Here is a 15,873-nt window from a genome sequence, read left to right as displayed (position 1 = left end):
TGTCACACTTCTTTTTTGTTTCCCTGAAATATACCAAAAAACAAACCGGTCGGGTACTATAATTTTCTTAAAAGCATCATTTAAAATCCCTCCCTAGAGTATCGGCAAATTGTTAGGTTGTCGTCTCTCACGTTTGTTCGATACCAATAACCGGATGGCCAATACCAATAAACAACCTACCATAAAAAGTGGTACGAAGTACATCTGATTCGTAGGTACATTGATCGCAATCAAGAGGGCGCCCACGGAGATGACCCCGGCCGCAATGGCATAGCCAATTTCATCATAGAACCACGCATAGGGAAAAAAGTGGGCCCCTGTGATGATAACATAGGTCATCACAAAATAATCCGGATTGTCCCTTAGCACAAAGAACAGAAATGGAAAATAAAAGAGCTGGGCAACATTAAGCCACATCCCCAAAGGTTGTAAGGGGTTTGTTTTGGTGGTCCAGTTAGTTTTGAGGAGTTTGGAAAATAGAAAGGCCAAAGGTAACATAATCATACCTACATAAAATGTCCAAATACTCTTGGTAAAGGGTTCTTGGCGCAAGGTCCATACAAAGGCAATAATGCTCCAAATAATAGCCGCCGATAGGATAAAATCAATACCGCTTTTGGCATTGATTGCCAATTCCAATTTTAGCTTTTTTAAGTCTAGGGAGTTCATAGGTTTTCTGAATTGATTACGAAGTAAAAATAGATGTCACGAAAAGGAATTCCATTTTTGATTGACCCAAGTGTTGGATTTTAGGGATGGGGTGTGGGAAAAGTAAATAATAAAGATGGGGCAGGGGAGATATTAAAACTTTTGGATAGCTATGTAAGTTCCACTGAAATTAATTGCGTAGCAATTATAGATTACTTTATTACTCGATTATCTTTTCATAATCGACACTGGCTTTTGCAACACCATTGGGGTTAGGATTCAAATACAATTCATAGCCTTTTAGAAGTTTCACTTTTTTGGTTTCGCCCTTTTGAATGGGTATTTCTTCAATGATGGTTCCAGCTTGTTGTACCCTAATGGAAAAGGGCCGTTCCCCTATATTTTTGACGATACCATAACTATCCTGTCCATAGTATGGATTTATAGTGGCATCCTGCCCAACACCTTTCCCCGTCATGATCATACTTTGGGAAGGTTCCAAAACGAATTCTGTCCGGGCCGTTGCTTCAAAATAGGTCAAGGAGAGTAGACAGATAATTAGAATGGTTTTTTTCATGGTTTTCGTGTTTTATATAGTTTTTGAGCGGTCTCGGCTATGAACAGTTGGGGATTTAATGCCCTAACTTTTCGGTTTGGCACCGACCTTTATTTTATGTTTACACTTTCATTTTAGCACTTTCGCCCCAATTGTTTATAGCCAATGTTGGGCACAGTGTTTTTTATATCAAATCGTTTATGTCGTCTTGGAATACATTTTGTCTATGATATTCCAAATAGTTTTCTCTTTGCTCAGGATAAATTCTCATTACATTTTTTGCATTTGGGTTAATGTTCAACCTATCCCAAGTGTATGCAGTTAGTTGTGTTCCGCAAATCAATTCTCCTTTATCCGTAAAAGTTATGTACCCTTGGTCAAAAAGTCTGTCGTAAGTTGGCGAAAGTGCCAATCCGTTTAAATGGTCAATTGCTTCGTGAACTTTATCTTCATTTATACAAGATTTATAAGGTTTAATATGACTTGCAATTAGCAATCTGTCATCAGATATTTTTGTAAAAGGACATTGAGGCATATGTTCAATTACTTTCTTTCTATATTGTTGTTGTCCTTCTCTTGAAGGTGATTTTTTAGTTACTCTTTTTTGTTTTTCTTCTACTACAATTTCGCTTGTTGAAGTTGTAAGTTTTGGGTGAACGATTGACCTAAATTGATAATCGAGCAATATTCTAAAATAATATAGTGGCTCTAAATTTTGCTCTTGACTGTCAATCGGTAATAGTTTCAGAATTGATAAGTAACTGATTTTGGGTAAAACCAGTTTTCTCCAAATATCCCATATTTTATTATCTGAACGTATATAACCTCTGCTCAATTTGTTGTCAACAAAATCGGAAACATCATAAATTGAGAAAAATATCTTTTCGGTTTCAAGGTTGTTTACGGTTTCGACACGTTTGTTGTAAAATTCGGAAATATCGAATTTGTAAACTTGTTCTTGCCTTTGATATTCAATTCTTGCATCATACATATATTTCAGCAAGTTTGTTTTACTGAAGAAGCATTTATTTTGAATTGGTGTATAAACTCGTTCTCCGTTTTCTTTTCCTTGTCCCCATTTATCGTATTCAAAAAAATCGCTCAATCTATCTCCACTTGTACCTGTATAGCTTCCAACATATTTTCGTGATTCGCCATTGCCTTTGAACATTGTTAGTTTGTTCTTACGGTAAATAAAACTGTCTTCGGCTCGAAGATTTTGTATTGAGTCAATTATGTAATATTCTTTACCCTCAATTTTTATTTTTTGAAAATTATTCATTAGTTGGTTCTGCGAATTTTGTTATATCCATTTGTTTAAGAATTGCAATCAATACATCAACTACAATACTGTTTCCTGCTTGACGATACATTTGTGTATCGCTAACAATTTGTTTGAAATCATCACGAAAGCCCATTAAACGTAAGCACTCTTTGGGTGTGAGTTTTCTAATTCTTCCTTTGTTGTGGGTTACATAGTTGTCCACTCCAGCTCGGTGCATTTTGTGCATTGATTGTAAAAGAGGCCGAGCAACTTCAAGGTCGGTTTTAATAGTTGTTTTAAAGTTTTTAGTTCCACTTGAAAGGACGTAATCTCTAACCTTGTCCGATAAGTAATACTTTTCCTCAACTTTATTTACGTCAAAAATAAATTCGTCAAATTCCTGTTCGTTTTGGTTCTCGAAAACAAAATCTCCGTGCCAATTGAATTGTTGGTTCGCCTTTTGGCAAAGTGCAATGTCACCATTTATTTGGGTGTAACGTTTTTGTCTATTTTTTGAACTTGTTACAAACTTTACCCCTTTTTCCTTTAGATAATATTTACTATCTGTGTAATCCTCTAAAAAATCCTGCATTTTGTATTCCAAATCTATTGGTTCGGGAAATTCAAAATCAATGGATTTGTCCTTGAAACCGATTACAAAAATGCGTTCTCGGTGTTGTGGCATTCCGTAATCTTTTGCGTTTAAAACTTGGTAATAATATTTATATCCAAGTTCGTCAAAGGTTGCCTTAATTGTCTCAAAAGTATTCCCTTTGTCGTGATTGATAAGTCCTTTTACGTTTTCAAAAATGAAAACTTTAGGTTGGCTTTCTTTTACAATTCTTGCAAACTCATAAAACAAAGTTCCTCTTGTGTCTTTAAACCCTTTTCTTTTTCCAACCATTGAGAATGATTGACAAGGACTTCCACCTACCAAAATGTCAATTTGCCCTTTGTATTTTTTACCATTGACATCTTTAACATCATTGTACCAACGGGATTCGTCAATGTCATAATTTGCGAAATAACTTTCCTTTGCAAATTTGTCAATGTCGCTTGCAAAAATTATTTCGGTATTAAGATTTAATCTTTTGAAAGCATATTCAATTGCACCAATTCCTGAAAAAAGCGTAGCGATTCGGGTTGTTCTGCTTGGGTTTTCAAATTCTTTTTCAGTCCATTTTTTTTGAAATGAAAGTCTGATTTGATTTGAAATGTATAGTTCTAATTGTTCATTGACAATGTTTAGAACATCTTTATAATTGGGATAGTCTTTTAGTTCTTGGATTACTTTAGTAGAGTAGTAGTGGTTTAGTAATTCTTTATATTCAGTTTCGAGAATTTCCGCAAGATTTGGCATCAATTCAGTCGCCAATGTTCTTTCTTCTCGTTCTATTTTTCCGTAAGTAGAAGTATCAATATCTAAATGAGAAGCTACCTTTCTTAAAGGGAAGCCTAATTCAGTTCTGCGTTGTTTTATATATTCTCCAAAAGTAGTGACCATATTTTTCGACAAATTATTTAGGACAAAAATCGTCCAAAAATATGGAATATCCTATTTTCGGTCTGTTTTTTACATTGTGCCCAACAATTGTATATGTGTATAATTACACATATTTCTTTTTTAGAAAGAACAAGATACTTCTTTCCAACCATTCAAAAACATAGTAAACCGCTGGCTTATTAGGAGTTATCAACAATAAAATCAGAAAACCCCTACCACCACACTACAAAACACTTTTCAAAGGTAGCGGTCCTTTTTTAATCCAAAGCATGGGGGCGTTTTGTTTCAGTAGGCGCATGTTTACTTCCAAAAGGGTTTCGTAATAGGACATCCAGGCCACGTCTTCGTGGGGCGGTACTACCCATTCCGTCTTGTAGGGGATATAAAATTCATAGGCTTGGAAGTCAGTCGCCCGTAAATCTTCCAACCGCAGCCAATAGCCTACAATACATTGAGGATTCAAAGGGCGTAGGTTGATAGGGTCGCTTTGATAGGGTTCGAACAATTGGGCCTTGTAACAGGTTTGGTGCTGTATGTTTTGGGTGGGGACGCCTTTTTCGGCGAGTGTTTTTTGTCCGGCAGGATCATGCAACAATCCAAACTGTTCGTTCTTGATCTTTTCCATTTTGGTAAAGAACATATCCCGCCGGTTTGGGCCCATTAATTGGTGGATAGGTTCAGAAATTTGCGGATCAATGATGTAGAACTTATAGGTCAGCTCCAAATGAATGATTTGGTCGGTAGCCGTTTCCCGTAGGATATAATCGATTTCTCCCAATGTCTGCTTCCCCTGCCGTACCGGCTCGTTGTACAACAAGACCTCATAGGCTGGGGAAGCGTCCAACAACTGTTTACAGACATGCTCCATTTGATGCCCTAACCGAATCTTTTGGGGAATGGGAGTGGGGGTAAGGGCTTGCAAGTCCACCTTTGGAAATGTAAACTGTTCAATTCCAAATTGGGTCTTCGTCCACAGGGGCGGAGTTTCTAGAAATCCTTGTATTTGTCGGTCTACGTGGGTGGACACTTTTGAGTTCTAAGTTTATAGTTCAAAGTTAAAAGTTTTATCAGTAAAAATTATGGTGGATGAGTAGTATATCCAAGTTATGGTGGCTGAGCGGAGTCGAAGCCACATTTAGAATATTCGAAGAGGTCATTTCGACTCCCCATCGGCTTACTTCGACTACGCTCAGTACAGGCCGCTCAGGACAAGCTTCTCAATAACCTAAAAAGGTGGCTGAGCCTTTCGACTTCGCTCGAGGTAAACTAGAGTCGAAGTCACATCAACAACATGAAATGTCATTTCGACTCCCCATCGGCTTACTTCGACTACGCTCAGTACAGGTCGCTCAGGGCAAGCTTCTCAATGACCGCATAGTTAATTCTCAAACCCCAAAAGCTAACAGCCAATGGCAATCAACGTTAACATTTCCTAAAAAGCATTCACATCACATTCAAATATGTTAATTTTAGGGTATGGCTATGAATACAAGAAAAGGATTCCGTTTTGTGCCCTACGAGGCTCCGGAACAATCCCCTTTCGAGAAACTTTTTGATATTTTCCAGGAACTCATTACCCATACTTCGGGCGATTTTGACGAGGCCATCGACTGGCTCCGGGAGCTGGACAAGGAATATGAGCTTACGGACGAGAACTATACCATAGAGGATTTTATCGAAGACCTCAAGGCCAAAGGCTACATCCGCGAGGAATTCGACATAGACTCCGATGCGGAGAATGGCGAAATGGGCGAGGACGGCGAGGAAGGTGATGGAGATGGCAGGGGAAAGATTTCCATTACGGCCAAAATGGAGCGTATCATCCGTCAGCGTGCCTTGGACCAAATTTTTGGAAAGCTGAAGCGACAAGGTGCCGGTAACCATAAAACGGGGAAGTCCGGTCAGGGCGACGAACATACAGGTGATTTTAGGGAATACCGCTATGGGGACGGACTGGAGCATATTTCTATGACGGAGAGCCTTAAAAATGCCCAAGTGAACCATGGTATTGGCAGTTTTAACCTGAGCGAAGAAGACCTAGTGGTAGAGGATACCCAATACAAGGCCCGGATGAGTACGATATTGATGATCGACATTAGCCATAGTATGATCTTGTATGGCGAGGACCGTATCACCCCGGCCAAAAAGGTGGCCATGGCCCTGTCGGAGCTGATTACCACTCGGTATCCCAAGGATACCTTGGATATTTTGGTCTTTGGGAACGATGCTTGGCCAATTCCTATCAAGGATTTACCCTATTTGAAAGTCGGGCCTTATCATACCAATACCGTGGCAGGATTACAGTTGGCAATGGATATGTTGCGCCGCAAACGAAATACGAACAAACAGATTTTTATGATTACCGACGGGAAGCCCAGTTGCCTGCGTATGCCGGATGGTACTTATTATAAAAATAGTGTGGGGCTGGACGATTATATTGTGGAGAAATGCTACAATATGGCCCGGCAGGCCCGCAAACTCCACATCCCTATCACTACCTTTATGATTGCCCAAGACCCCTATTTAATGCAGTTTATCCGCCATTTTACCGAGGCAAATAAGGGAAAGGCTTTCTTTACAGGATTGAAGGGATTGGGGGAAATGATTTTTGAGGATTATGAGTCGAACCGAAGGAAACGGTTGAGGTAGTATAAAGTTATTAGTTAATAGTTAAAAGTTGGAAATGATAAATTAAAGACTCCTTGTGTATTGCAAAGAGCATAAAACTATTAACTTAAAACTTACAGCTATTAACTAAAGATCAAAAGCTAAAAACCAATAACGAATGGCGAACAAAAATATATGAGCTTGAATTATAAAGAAATTAAAACATTGGGTGCCTTAAAAAAGGCCGGTTACCAATCAAAAAGCATTAAGGACGAACTCAGGGACAACTTACGCGAACGTATTAAAACAGGTGGTGAGACCTTTACCGGGGTTTGGGGTTATGAGGATTCCGTAATTCCCGAATTGGAAAGGGCGATACTGTCCCGTCACAATATCAATTTATTAGGATTGCGAGGTCAGGCAAAAACACGTTTGGCCCGACTCATGGTAAATCTGTTGGACGACTATATCCCTGTGGTGGAAGGTTCCGAAATCAACGATGACCCGTTGGCGCCTATGTCCCGCTATGCGGAAGAACTGATTGAAGAAAAAGGGGATGATACCCCAATAGGTTGGTTACCCAAAAGTGAACGATTTTATGAAAAACTGGCCACCCCGGATGTAACCGTTGCCGATTTGATTGGGGATGTAGACCCCATAAAGGCCGCAAACCTAAAATTGTCCTATGCGGATGACCGTGTCATCCATTTTGGAATGATTCCCAGGGCCAACCGCTGTATTTTCGTCATTAACGAACTGCCCGATCTACAGGCACGCATCCAAGTTTCCTTGTTCAATATTTTGGAGGAAGGAGATATACAGATCAGGGGCTTTAAATTAAGATTGCCTTTGGACATTCAATTTGTATTTACGGCCAACCCGGAAGATTATACCAATCGAGGAAGTATCGTGACCCCATTGAAGGACCGTATTGGCTCCCAAATTCTGACCCACTATCCGGATGATATTGAAACGGCCCGTAAAATTACCGCCCAAGAGGCCCATTTGGACGAACGGCAAACAGATGCCGTCTATGTTCCGGATTTGGCAAAGGATTTATTGGAACAGATAAGTTTTGAGGCCCGGAACAGTGAATACGTGGATGCCAAAAGCGGGGTGAGTGCCCGAACCAGTATCACCGCATTTGAAAACCTATTGAGTACCGCGGAACGTAGGGCCCTGTTGACAGGTGCGGATACTACTTCGGTTCGTTTGAGCGATTTCCTGGGTGTCGTTCCCGCCATTACCGGAAAAATTGAATTGGTATATGAAGGAGAACAGGAAGGGGCCGATGTGGTGGCAGAAATCTTAATAGATGAAGCGGTAAAATCATTGTTCCCGGAGTATTTCCCCAAAATTAACAAGTTACAGCGCAAGGATGAGGAAACTCCATATGATGACTTGCTGCATTGGTTTTTTCAGGGAGAGGGCTTTGAATTGTTGGACGACTTTACGGATGAGGAATACAAACGGGCTTTAGATGGTATCCCGGCCTTGAACGATTTGGTAAAAACCTATCAACCGGAATATACCAAAGAGGATATTTACTTTTTAAAGGAGCTGTTGCTATGGGGCTTGGTGTCCTACAAGAAATTGAACAAGCAGCGCTTTTCCGAAGGGTATCAATTCAAAGATCTTTACAGTAGCTTTTTAAAGGATATATAAAAAAAAATTCCTTCCAATTTTGGAAGGGATTTTTAGTTGGGTCGGTGATGGTTATCGTCTATGAGTTCCAGTTATCCACATGTTGGTTCATATCGTCAAATACATAGGTTCCCACTAGTTGCTTTCTATAACTAAAGGTTAGAAATGTCAATCCGAATAATAGGGTGTACAGTATAAACATTAGAATTCCTATCGGCAGAAAGGTTCCAGGAATCAAATGATTTTCATAATCCCCATAGGATGATAGGGTAAACAAGGTTTCAAAAATTTTAAAGAGGTATACCAAGCTCACTATATAAAGGCCATACTCCAAATTGCGCATGGGCGGGTCGCTTAGTTCCCTTTCTTTTATTTTGAACCACATCACATATAAAAAGACCAAATGTACCAAAGAAAGGATGGGGAAAATATAATTATCCACCTTGAAAAAATAGAACTTATTGGTATATAGCCCGTAAAAGCTGAATATATTAAGAACGACTATACTGACCAAGGATAAAAGAAGCGTACGCTTCCATGTAAAAATTCCTTTAATAGACTTGAGCATGTTTGGTTTTTCGGTTATAGATAATGGTAATTCCTTTTAAAACGGTAACGACTTTCTTTTATTCTAAATATTCGACGAATGGCACAATCTTCTTATTAAAGGAAGATTATTGCCGTTTATAGCTATTTTCCATTATTCTAGGTCAACCAATTCTTAGCAATAGCTTTGTTAGAAAACCAGATTAATGCTATGGATACGACTACAATCATAATAGGCATTGCCATGGCACTTGCACCGTAGACCTCAAATGTATTGCTCAAAAAGAAGTTGTAGGTCATTTGCGCTAAAACACCGATCAAGGAAATAATGAACAAAGTTTTGGCCCATTTTTTCCGTATTAATAAAAGAATACAAGCCAAAGTACCACCCCAAACGGCAATAGCAAAGGCAGCAGTGACCCAAGCAGGCTGGGTTTCGTACAAATTGCGTTCCGCATCGCTCATGGCAGCCAATACTTCATCGGACATGTAAGCCTGTCCAATATAGGCCATCGCTCCAGCCAAGTTCCATAGGAGTGCCAAAATACTTACGATCCAAAACCACACAGGTGGTTTCACTTTAGTTTCCGTTGTCATAATTATTGGTTTTGATTAGTTTGATTAAATTACAAAAAAGTTGAACTCAATCAGTGAACAATCTTATTTTCGATTGAAACCCTAGAAATGCAAAGAACTCGTTATTACTACCTTATCCGAATCCAATATCTCGGGATTTAGGTACAGTGGATGGCAAAAGCAACCCGGGCATAAAACAGTCGAGGGCATGTTGTCCAAAACCATAAAACATGTACTTCCGGACGCAAGCTTTAAACTTTTAAGTTCCGGCCGAACAGATGCCAAAGTATCCTCCTTGGACGGTATTTTTGAATTGTTCTTGGACCATGAACCCGTACAGGATTTGGATGTATTCCTTCTTCTATTCAATAGGAACCTACCACCGGATATTCGGGCGACAGAAATAAAAACCACTACAAAGGATTTTAATATTATAAAAGATAGTAAGGCAAAGGAATATGTGTATCTATTTTCGTTCGGGGAAAAAAACCATCCTTTCTGTGCGCCTTTCCTTTATAATGTCATTGAGTATTTGGACATTGATTTGATGAAAGAGGTCGCTACTGGCTTTACGGGAACCTTTGATTTTTCGGCCTATACGGCACGTTTAAAACCCAATACGCAGGTAACGAGGATCGTAGATCTCTGCGAAATACAGGAGAATGACCTGATCAATGGATCATTTTTTCCGGAAGTGAGTTATAAATTGGTGGTTCGTGGTAAAGGTTTTATGCGCTATCAAATCAGGATGATGATGGGTGCCTTAATACAGGTGGGCAAAGGGGAATTGAGCAAGCAGGATATTCTGAATTCCCTAGATTCGGATAAAAGAATAACCCTTACCACTGTTGCACCAGGCTCAGGACTCATATTGAACGAGGTAAAATTCGATTGAATTGAAAAAGGGCTTTTAGCTATCTTTAATCAAAGTTTACTCATGGCAAAAAGAAAAATAGGATTACCGAAAAGAAAAAAGAAAGTATCCCGAGTACATGGCAAGGTGGGAACGGCCCCGGGAACGGTAAGCTATTTAGGAACTAAGGAAAAGGGTGATAGTGTTGTTTATGTAACTACCTACGATGCCGAGAATGTTAGCTCCAAAGAATATAATAGGGTTGAGGACATCCTTAAATATCGAAAGGAGACGAAAACTTCATGGGTAAACGTGGTTGGTATTACAGATGAGCATTTTATTGAAGATTTGGGTGCCGGTTTTTCCTTGAACAATCTGTTGTTGGAAGACGCGGTAAACACAGACCAAAGGCCGAAAATCGACGAATATGATGGTTATATCTTTGGGGTATTCAAAATGCTTTATTTGAATGAAAACGATGAAATCGTTCCCGAGCACACGGCCATGGTCCTCATGGAAAATATGGTGTTGGTTTTTCAAGAGGTGAAAGAGGATGTTTTTGGAGGTGTCAGGAATAGAATAGAGGCCAAATCAGGTCGCATCCGAACCAGAGGGGCAGACTATTTGTTTTTTGCCTTGTTGGATGCCATTATTGATAATTATTTTTTGGTATTGGAACAGGTCAATCATCGAATCGAAATTACGGAGGATGAGGTCTATGCGGACCCCAAGCCCATCGTGGCCCAGCATATCCAACAGCTTAAAAAGGAAGTGCTTAAAATCCGTCGTTGGATTTTCCCGGTAAAGGAATTGGTTAGCAGGCTCATTGATTCTGAGAGCCCATTGATTAAGCACGACACGAAATTATTCCTACGCGATGCCCTTGACCATTCCTTGGAAATTAATGAGAGCCTACAAATTTATCGCGAAATGAGTATGAGCCTCATGGAAATGTACATGAGCAACATGAGCAATAAAATGAACGAGGTAATGAAGGTATTGACCATTATGGCATCCATCTTTATTCCCTTGACCTTTATTGCCGGTATCTATGGTATGAATTTTGAACATATGCCGGAACTTCATTACCAGTATGGGTATTATATCGTCTCGGGCCGTAATGATCATCCTTTTTGTGGGGATGATGATTTACTTTAAGCGAAAGGACTGGTTATAAAGTTTTTGCTCAATCAAACAGGTCAGAGGATAAATAACGATCCCCACGATCACATACGATGGATACAATAGTGCCACTATCCAATTGTTTCGCCAATCGTAGGGCTACAGTTGCTGCGCCTCCGGAACTCATGCCGAAAAAATTCCTTCTTCCTTGGCCAAGCGCTTGGCCATTTCTACGGCTTCTAACTCACTTACCTCCTTTACGGAATCTACTTTGGATGCATCGAATATTTTGGGCAAATATTCCTCGGGCCATTTTCGAATTCCCGGAATTTTTGAATCGTCAGTAGGCTGTACCCCTACAATTTGAACTGCTTTATTTTTTTCTTTTAGGTACGTGGAAGTCCCCATGATGGTTCCCGTAGTGCCCATGGCGGACACAAAGTGGGTGATTTCTCCATTAGTATCCTTCCAAATCTCAGATCCAGTGGTTTTGTAATGCGCTTTCCAGTTATCGTCATTGGCAAACTGATTGACCATTACAAACCCTTCTTCCTTAACCTTGTTTTCCGCATAGTCACGAGCGCCTTCAATGCCCACATCAGATGGGGTAAGGGTTACTTTGGCACCATAGGCACGCATAGTTTGTACCCGTTCCTTTGTAGAGTTTTCGGGCATTACCAGTTCAATATCCAAACCGAACACCCCGGCAATCATGGCCAAGGCTATTCCGGTATTTCCGCTGGTAGCTTCAATAAGTTTATCCGTTGGTTTTAAACTGCCCCGTTCGAGCCCACTCTTTATCATATTATACGCCGCCCTGTCCTTAACACTTCCCCCCGGATTGTGGCCCTCCATTTTAAAGTAAAGTTTTACGTTGGGGTTTGTGTTCAATGCCCTGGATTCCACCAATGGCGTATTTCCAATTAGGTCTATAATTGATTTAGACATCTGTCTGTGTTTTAATTTTAATTTCAGGTGAATGGTACACCGTGCTATTAGCAGGTACCGATGCGGTTAACCAAGCATTACCACCAATGACGCTATTTGCCCCGATTACGGTATCTCCCCCCGTAATAGTGGCATTGGCATAAATAGTTACATTATCTTCTATGGTAGGATGCCTTTTGGTCTTTTGTAGATGCTTGGCCACGTATAGACCTCCAAGGGTAACTCCTTGATAGATTTTTACATGATTTTTTATGATAGCAGTTTCCCCGATCACAATACCGGTTCCATGGTCAATATGAAAGGAATCGCCGATCCGGGCACCCGGATTAATGTCCACGCCCGTTTGTCTATGGGCATATTCCGTCATTAATCTTGGTACTAAAGGAAATCCAATGCTGTATAGTTCATGTGCCAATCTATAAATGGCAATGGCATAGAAACCAGGATACGCCATATATACTTCTTCTATGGAAAGTGATGCCGGGTCACAATTTACGGTGGCTTCCGCATCGAGATTCAATTTTTCCAGTATGCTAGGAAGCTTTTGTACATAATTGCCCCAAATTTTCTTGCAGGGTTTCTGACATTCCCAACAGGCTAAATCGACCAAACTATCAAACTGTGCTTCCAGTTTTTCCAGATTGTCCGATACTGGGGTTTCTATGTCGAATAGTGTATAAAAGAGCAAATCCGTAAAGGTTTCGGTATCCTTCTTCAGACGGAAACGCAAATTGGGCTGCTTCTTGTGAAGGTTTATCTTCTCAACAATGGATGGGTGGCTCATTGGCTTGGTTTATATACCAAAATTAACCATTAATTTAAAAGGTCTTCCTTGCAAATGGTTAACTTTAGCTTAAAATCACAATACTGTAGTCGTATGTCACAAGCCGTAATTACTAAAAACACTCGGATTTTTTGAACGATTTAAAAAAGAACAATAACAGGGAATGGTTTGAGGAAAACAAGAAGCGGTTCAAAACCCAGCAAACGGAAGTTAAAAAGTTTTTCCAAGGTATTATGGAAAGACTAAATACACATGACAAAATCGAAAAGATGAAAGTATTTAGGATTTATAGGGATATCCGATTTTCAAAGGACAAAACCCCTTATAAATTCAATTTCTCAGCCTCCTTTACACGATTGGGAGCAGAAAGAAGGGGAGGGTATTACGTACATATACAACCCGAGGGTAGTTTTATCGCTACTGGCTTTTGGAATCCGGAAAAGGAAGATTTATTTCGAATACGCAAGGAGTGGGAGGTGGATGCGATAGATTTTAGGCGCATTATGGAAAACCACGATTTTCAAAAAATTTGGGGAAGCTTGGAAGGGGAAGAGTTAAAGACAGCTCCCAAAGGTTTTGATAAAGAAGACCCCAATATAGATCTCATACGCAAGAAACAGTATATCTTCATCAGAAGATTTTCGGATAAGGAGGTTATATCACCTAACTTTCTCGGAGACAATCAATGATAGCTTTATGGCCATTCGCCCTTACTTCGACCTAATGAGCAACATTTTGACGACCAACCTGAATGGTGAATCTTTACTAGACTAATACTTCTTGATCAAAGTATTGAAGTTGATCCTGCAATCTTTTAATGACCATATTCATCATTCTTTTATTAAGGGCCGATGAGTTTTTAATATATACTGTATACTCCTCTACCGTAAATTGGCCTATGACCATTCCTTTTAGGGAATTTCTGAATTTGATATCCTTCTGGATGGCATTCATAATGTAATTAAGTCGATTCTCGAGACTTAAACTATAAAATGAATTTTTGCCCTTCACGATATAATTCTGAAAGGAAGCCAACAATAAATCGTTCTGAAGCTTTATAATAGGACGCAAGGTTTCGTTTTGAAAACGCTCGTCATCGCTCATGTTAGGAAGAATTTTGGCTGAAGGAATTTCGGGACGTATCTGAAGCAACTTTTGGGACCTGTCGTTCATTTTGTGCGGTTTTTATAAAGATAGCCATTATGTATGGCGTCTTTATGAGGTGCATTATTAGTTTTTAACGGGGTTATAAACAATGACTCCTCGATGACCTTGAATTAATTCTTTAATTTTATGGAATACTAAAAACTATGAAATTCGGAAAAACGGAGCACCCTGAACTGATTGATTTTACATTGCCTAAGGACCATGTGCAAACCCAAGTCCTATTAAAAAATTTAGATGATTCCGATCCCTTTTCTATAAAAGTAGGTTGTGCCAAATGGAACAAGCAGGACCTTAAGAATTTTTACCCCAGGGGTACCAGGGATGAGCTTGCCTATTATTCGAGGCAATTCAACTGTATTGAACTAAACGCAACTTTTTACAGGATTTTTCCTTCGGAAACGTACCTAAAATGGAAGGAAATGACCCCTAAGGATTTTACCTTTTTTCCAAAAATTGTACAGAACGTTAGTCATTTAAGGCGATTGAATGATCAAGCATATCCAGTGTTGGAATCCTATCTTGAAGTTACGTCTCTTTTAGAGGACAAACTTGGTACCATTTTCCTGCAAATGCATAATAATTTTAGCCCAAAGGATTGGGACCGCGTCGTCAAATTTGTGGAAAACTGGCCCAAGGAGTTTAGGTTGGCCTTGGAATTTAGACATACGGATTGGTTCAACGATGAAAAAGTGGCCCAGGAGCTATATTATCTTCTCGGGAGAAAATGATGTTGCCAATGTTCTTGTGGATACGGCGGCCGAAGGGATATCATGCATATGAGATTGACAAACAATGAGGCCTTTATACGTTACGTAGGGGCCAACCATAAAAGCGACTATTCTAGATTGGACGATTGGGTACTAAGATTGGCCGATTGGAAAGCTAAAGGATTAAAGAAAGTGCATTTTTTTGTTCATCAGAATATGGAATTGGAGTCCCCTTTATTATCGGCATATTTTATTAAAAAAGTCAATAGTTCTTTAGATTGTGACCTGCATATTCCGGCAACTTTAGGGGATGAACTATCCTTGTTTTAATAGGGATATCTCCCAATTCTCTATAAAATGTTAAAGTGTTTAAGGCAATTGCCTTAAAAATATGGATTATCCTAAATTCCACCCTAGATTTTTGTCAATTATAACGTGTGGATGCCCCACATTTTCCAACTTCATAATTCGGTCTGTTAAATGTGTCTAAGTGCAATCATGGCTTTGTTTTTTCGTTTTAATTTTGACGCATAAAACAATACGATATGAGATTCCATACTAGAAAATTAGTGAAGCCGGAAGACTTAAATTCCAACGGAACTTTATTTGGTGGAAAAGTATTGGCATGGATAGATGAAGAGGCCGCCCTATATAGTATAATACAGTTGGAAAATAGTAAGATAGTCACCAAATATATGTCTGAAATCAATTTCATGAGTGCCGCCAAACAGGGCGACATCGTTGAGATTGGGGTTCAGGTAGTGAAGTTTGGTAAAACATCACTTACCTTGAATTGTGAGGTCCGAAATAAAATGAATCACGAGACTATTGTGACCGTGGACAACATCATCATGGTGAACCTTGGTGACGATGGCAAACCAGTTCCACATGGTAAAACCAAGGTAGAATTTGTAAAGGACAGATTGGCTGCCGCGGAGACACCTTAA

At 39.6% G+C, this 15,873-nt stretch carries 16 protein-coding genes and 2 pseudogenes; 8 read left to right on the top strand and 10 right to left on the bottom strand.

The genetic code is table 11. The features are described from left to right. Positions 1-93 precede the first annotated feature (93 nt). From NYZ99_RS10540 to NYZ99_RS10520, 5 genes are all read right to left on the bottom strand, one after another. Positions 94-669, bottom strand: coding sequence for a DUF7010 family protein (locus NYZ99_RS10540; protein ID WP_260571101.1), 576 nt, complete (start codon positions 667-669; stop codon positions 94-96). A gap of 199 nt (positions 670-868) precedes the next feature. After that, positions 869-1,225, bottom strand: a complete 357-nt coding sequence (locus NYZ99_RS10535; protein WP_260571100.1) for a hypothetical protein — start codon at positions 1,223-1,225, stop codon at positions 869-871. Between the two features lie 163 nt (positions 1,226-1,388). Beyond that, positions 1,389-2,486, bottom strand: coding sequence for an HNH endonuclease (locus NYZ99_RS10530; RefSeq protein WP_260571099.1), 1,098 nt, complete (start codon positions 2,484-2,486; stop codon positions 1,389-1,391). Then, positions 2,479-3,972, bottom strand: a complete 1,494-nt coding sequence (locus NYZ99_RS10525) for a DNA cytosine methyltransferase (RefSeq protein WP_276580543.1) — start codon at positions 3,970-3,972, stop codon at positions 2,479-2,481. Before NYZ99_RS10525 ends, NYZ99_RS10530 begins: the two co-directional genes overlap by 8 nt. A 223-nt stretch (positions 3,973-4,195) precedes the next feature. Then, positions 4,196-4,999, bottom strand: coding sequence for a DUF1853 family protein (locus NYZ99_RS10520; protein WP_260571098.1), 804 nt, complete (start codon positions 4,997-4,999; stop codon positions 4,196-4,198). Positions 5,000-5,058: 59 nt separating this feature from the next. Between NYZ99_RS10520 and NYZ99_RS10515 the strand changes: the two genes are divergently transcribed. The 3 genes from NYZ99_RS10515 to NYZ99_RS10505 all read left to right on the top strand — a co-directional run bounded on the left by NYZ99_RS10515 (position 5,059) and on the right by NYZ99_RS10505 (position 8,244). After that, positions 5,059-5,196 (top strand): hypothetical protein, encoded by a 138-nt coding sequence (locus NYZ99_RS10515; protein WP_260571096.1) that lies wholly within the window; start codon positions 5,059-5,061, stop codon positions 5,194-5,196. 252 nt (positions 5,197-5,448) lie between these two features. Beyond that, positions 5,449-6,621 (top strand): vWA domain-containing protein, encoded by a 1,173-nt coding sequence (locus NYZ99_RS10510; protein ID WP_260571095.1) that lies wholly within the window; start codon positions 5,449-5,451, stop codon positions 6,619-6,621. A 153-nt stretch (positions 6,622-6,774) separates the two neighbouring features. Beyond that, the gene (locus tag NYZ99_RS10505; protein ID WP_260571093.1) at positions 6,775-8,244 is read left to right on the top strand and encodes a MoxR family ATPase; all 1,470 of its coding nucleotides are present in this window, start codon (positions 6,775-6,777) and stop codon (positions 8,242-8,244) included. A gap of 58 nt (positions 8,245-8,302) precedes the next feature. Here the strand turns inward: NYZ99_RS10505 and NYZ99_RS10500 are convergent, their stop codons facing one another. Beyond that, entirely contained in the window at positions 8,303-8,791 is a 489-nt protein-coding gene (locus NYZ99_RS10500) for a hypothetical protein (RefSeq protein WP_260571091.1), read from the bottom strand. A gap of 137 nt (positions 8,792-8,928) precedes the next feature. After that, positions 8,929-9,366, bottom strand: a complete 438-nt coding sequence (locus tag NYZ99_RS10495) for a hypothetical protein (protein WP_260571089.1) — start codon at positions 9,364-9,366, stop codon at positions 8,929-8,931. A gap of 187 nt (positions 9,367-9,553) precedes the next feature. Here NYZ99_RS10495 and NYZ99_RS10490 point away from each other — a divergent pair, with 187 nt between their 5' ends. Both NYZ99_RS10490 and corA read left to right on the top strand, forming a co-directional pair. Next, positions 9,554-10,240 carry a tRNA pseudouridine synthase A gene (locus tag NYZ99_RS10490; RefSeq protein ID WP_338038955.1) on the top strand — a complete coding sequence of 229 codons (687 nt, stop codon included), beginning with the start codon at positions 9,554-9,556 and terminating at the stop codon, positions 10,238-10,240. A 42-nt stretch (positions 10,241-10,282) separates the two neighbouring features. Next, positions 10,283-11,356 (top strand): magnesium/cobalt transporter CorA, encoded by a 1,074-nt coding sequence (gene corA, locus NYZ99_RS10485; protein ID WP_260571087.1) that lies wholly within the window; start codon positions 10,283-10,285, stop codon positions 11,354-11,356. A gap of 28 nt (positions 11,357-11,384) precedes the next feature. Here the strand turns inward: corA and cysM are convergent. Further along, a pseudogene (cysM, locus tag NYZ99_RS10480) lies at positions 11,385-12,268 on the bottom strand (cysteine synthase CysM). Beyond that, positions 12,261-13,052: a serine O-acetyltransferase gene (locus tag NYZ99_RS10475; RefSeq protein WP_260571086.1), complete on the bottom strand. Its 792-nt coding sequence runs from the start codon at positions 13,050-13,052 to the stop codon at positions 12,261-12,263. The pseudogene cysM and the gene NYZ99_RS10475 overlap by 8 nt, the downstream one beginning before the upstream one ends. Positions 13,053-13,183: 131 nt before the next feature. On the opposite strand from NYZ99_RS10475, the gene NYZ99_RS10470 reads away from it, so the two are divergent. Further along, complete coding sequence (locus tag NYZ99_RS10470; RefSeq protein ID WP_338038954.1) at positions 13,184-13,741, top strand: DUF2461 domain-containing protein; 558 nt, start codon at positions 13,184-13,186, stop codon at positions 13,739-13,741. A gap of 76 nt (positions 13,742-13,817) precedes the next feature. Here the strand turns inward: NYZ99_RS10470 and NYZ99_RS10465 are convergent, their stop codons facing one another. Continuing rightward, complete coding sequence (locus tag NYZ99_RS10465; protein ID WP_260571085.1) at positions 13,818-14,225, bottom strand: glyoxalase; 408 nt, start codon at positions 14,223-14,225, stop codon at positions 13,818-13,820. A 137-nt stretch (positions 14,226-14,362) separates the two neighbouring features. On the opposite strand from NYZ99_RS10465, the pseudogene NYZ99_RS10460 reads away from it, so the two are divergent. Beyond that, positions 14,363-15,256 (top strand): annotated as a pseudogene (locus tag NYZ99_RS10460) (DUF72 domain-containing protein). A 215-nt stretch (positions 15,257-15,471) separates the two neighbouring features. Then, positions 15,472-15,873, top strand: a complete 402-nt coding sequence (locus NYZ99_RS10455; RefSeq protein WP_260571084.1) for an acyl-CoA thioesterase — start codon at positions 15,472-15,474, stop codon at positions 15,871-15,873.

The organism is Maribacter litopenaei (genome assembly GCF_025244665.1).
Lineage (GTDB): Bacteria > Bacteroidota > Bacteroidia > Flavobacteriales > Flavobacteriaceae > Maribacter > Maribacter litopenaei.
Note: the sequence above shows the minus strand (reverse complement) of the source record. Positions and strands in the feature narration are given on the sequence as shown.

Bases quoted from the DNA above. Each gene is read 5' to 3' on its own strand.
- NYZ99_RS10540 (WP_260571101.1), bottom strand. From the start codon at position 669: ATGAACTCCCTAGACTTAAAAAAGCTAAAATTGGAATTGGCAATCAAT.
- NYZ99_RS10535 (WP_260571100.1), bottom strand. From the start codon at position 1,225: ATGAAAAAAACCATTCTAATTATCTGTCTACTCTCCTTGACCTATTTT.
- NYZ99_RS10530 (WP_260571099.1), bottom strand. From the start codon at position 2,486: ATGAATAATTTTCAAAAAATAAAAATTGAGGGTAAAGAATATTACATA.
- NYZ99_RS10525 (WP_276580543.1), bottom strand. From the start codon at position 3,972: ATGGTCACTACTTTTGGAGAATATATAAAACAACGCAGAACTGAATTA.
- NYZ99_RS10515 (WP_260571096.1), top strand. From the start codon at position 5,059: ATGAGTAGTATATCCAAGTTATGGTGGCTGAGCGGAGTCGAAGCCACA.
- NYZ99_RS10510 (WP_260571095.1), top strand. From the start codon at position 5,449: ATGGCTATGAATACAAGAAAAGGATTCCGTTTTGTGCCCTACGAGGCT.
- NYZ99_RS10505 (WP_260571093.1), top strand. From the start codon at position 6,775: ATGAGCTTGAATTATAAAGAAATTAAAACATTGGGTGCCTTAAAAAAG.
- NYZ99_RS10500 (WP_260571091.1), bottom strand. From the start codon at position 8,791: ATGCTCAAGTCTATTAAAGGAATTTTTACATGGAAGCGTACGCTTCTT.
- NYZ99_RS10495 (WP_260571089.1), bottom strand. From the start codon at position 9,366: ATGACAACGGAAACTAAAGTGAAACCACCTGTGTGGTTTTGGATCGTA.
- NYZ99_RS10490 (WP_338038955.1), top strand. From the start codon at position 9,554: ATGTTGTCCAAAACCATAAAACATGTACTTCCGGACGCAAGCTTTAAA.
- corA (WP_260571087.1), top strand. From the start codon at position 10,283: ATGGCAAAAAGAAAAATAGGATTACCGAAAAGAAAAAAGAAAGTATCC.
- NYZ99_RS10475 (WP_260571086.1), bottom strand. From the start codon at position 13,052: ATGAGCCACCCATCCATTGTTGAGAAGATAAACCTTCACAAGAAGCAG.
- NYZ99_RS10465 (WP_260571085.1), bottom strand. From the start codon at position 14,225: ATGAACGACAGGTCCCAAAAGTTGCTTCAGATACGTCCCGAAATTCCT.
- NYZ99_RS10455 (WP_260571084.1), top strand. From the start codon at position 15,472: ATGAGATTCCATACTAGAAAATTAGTGAAGCCGGAAGACTTAAATTCC.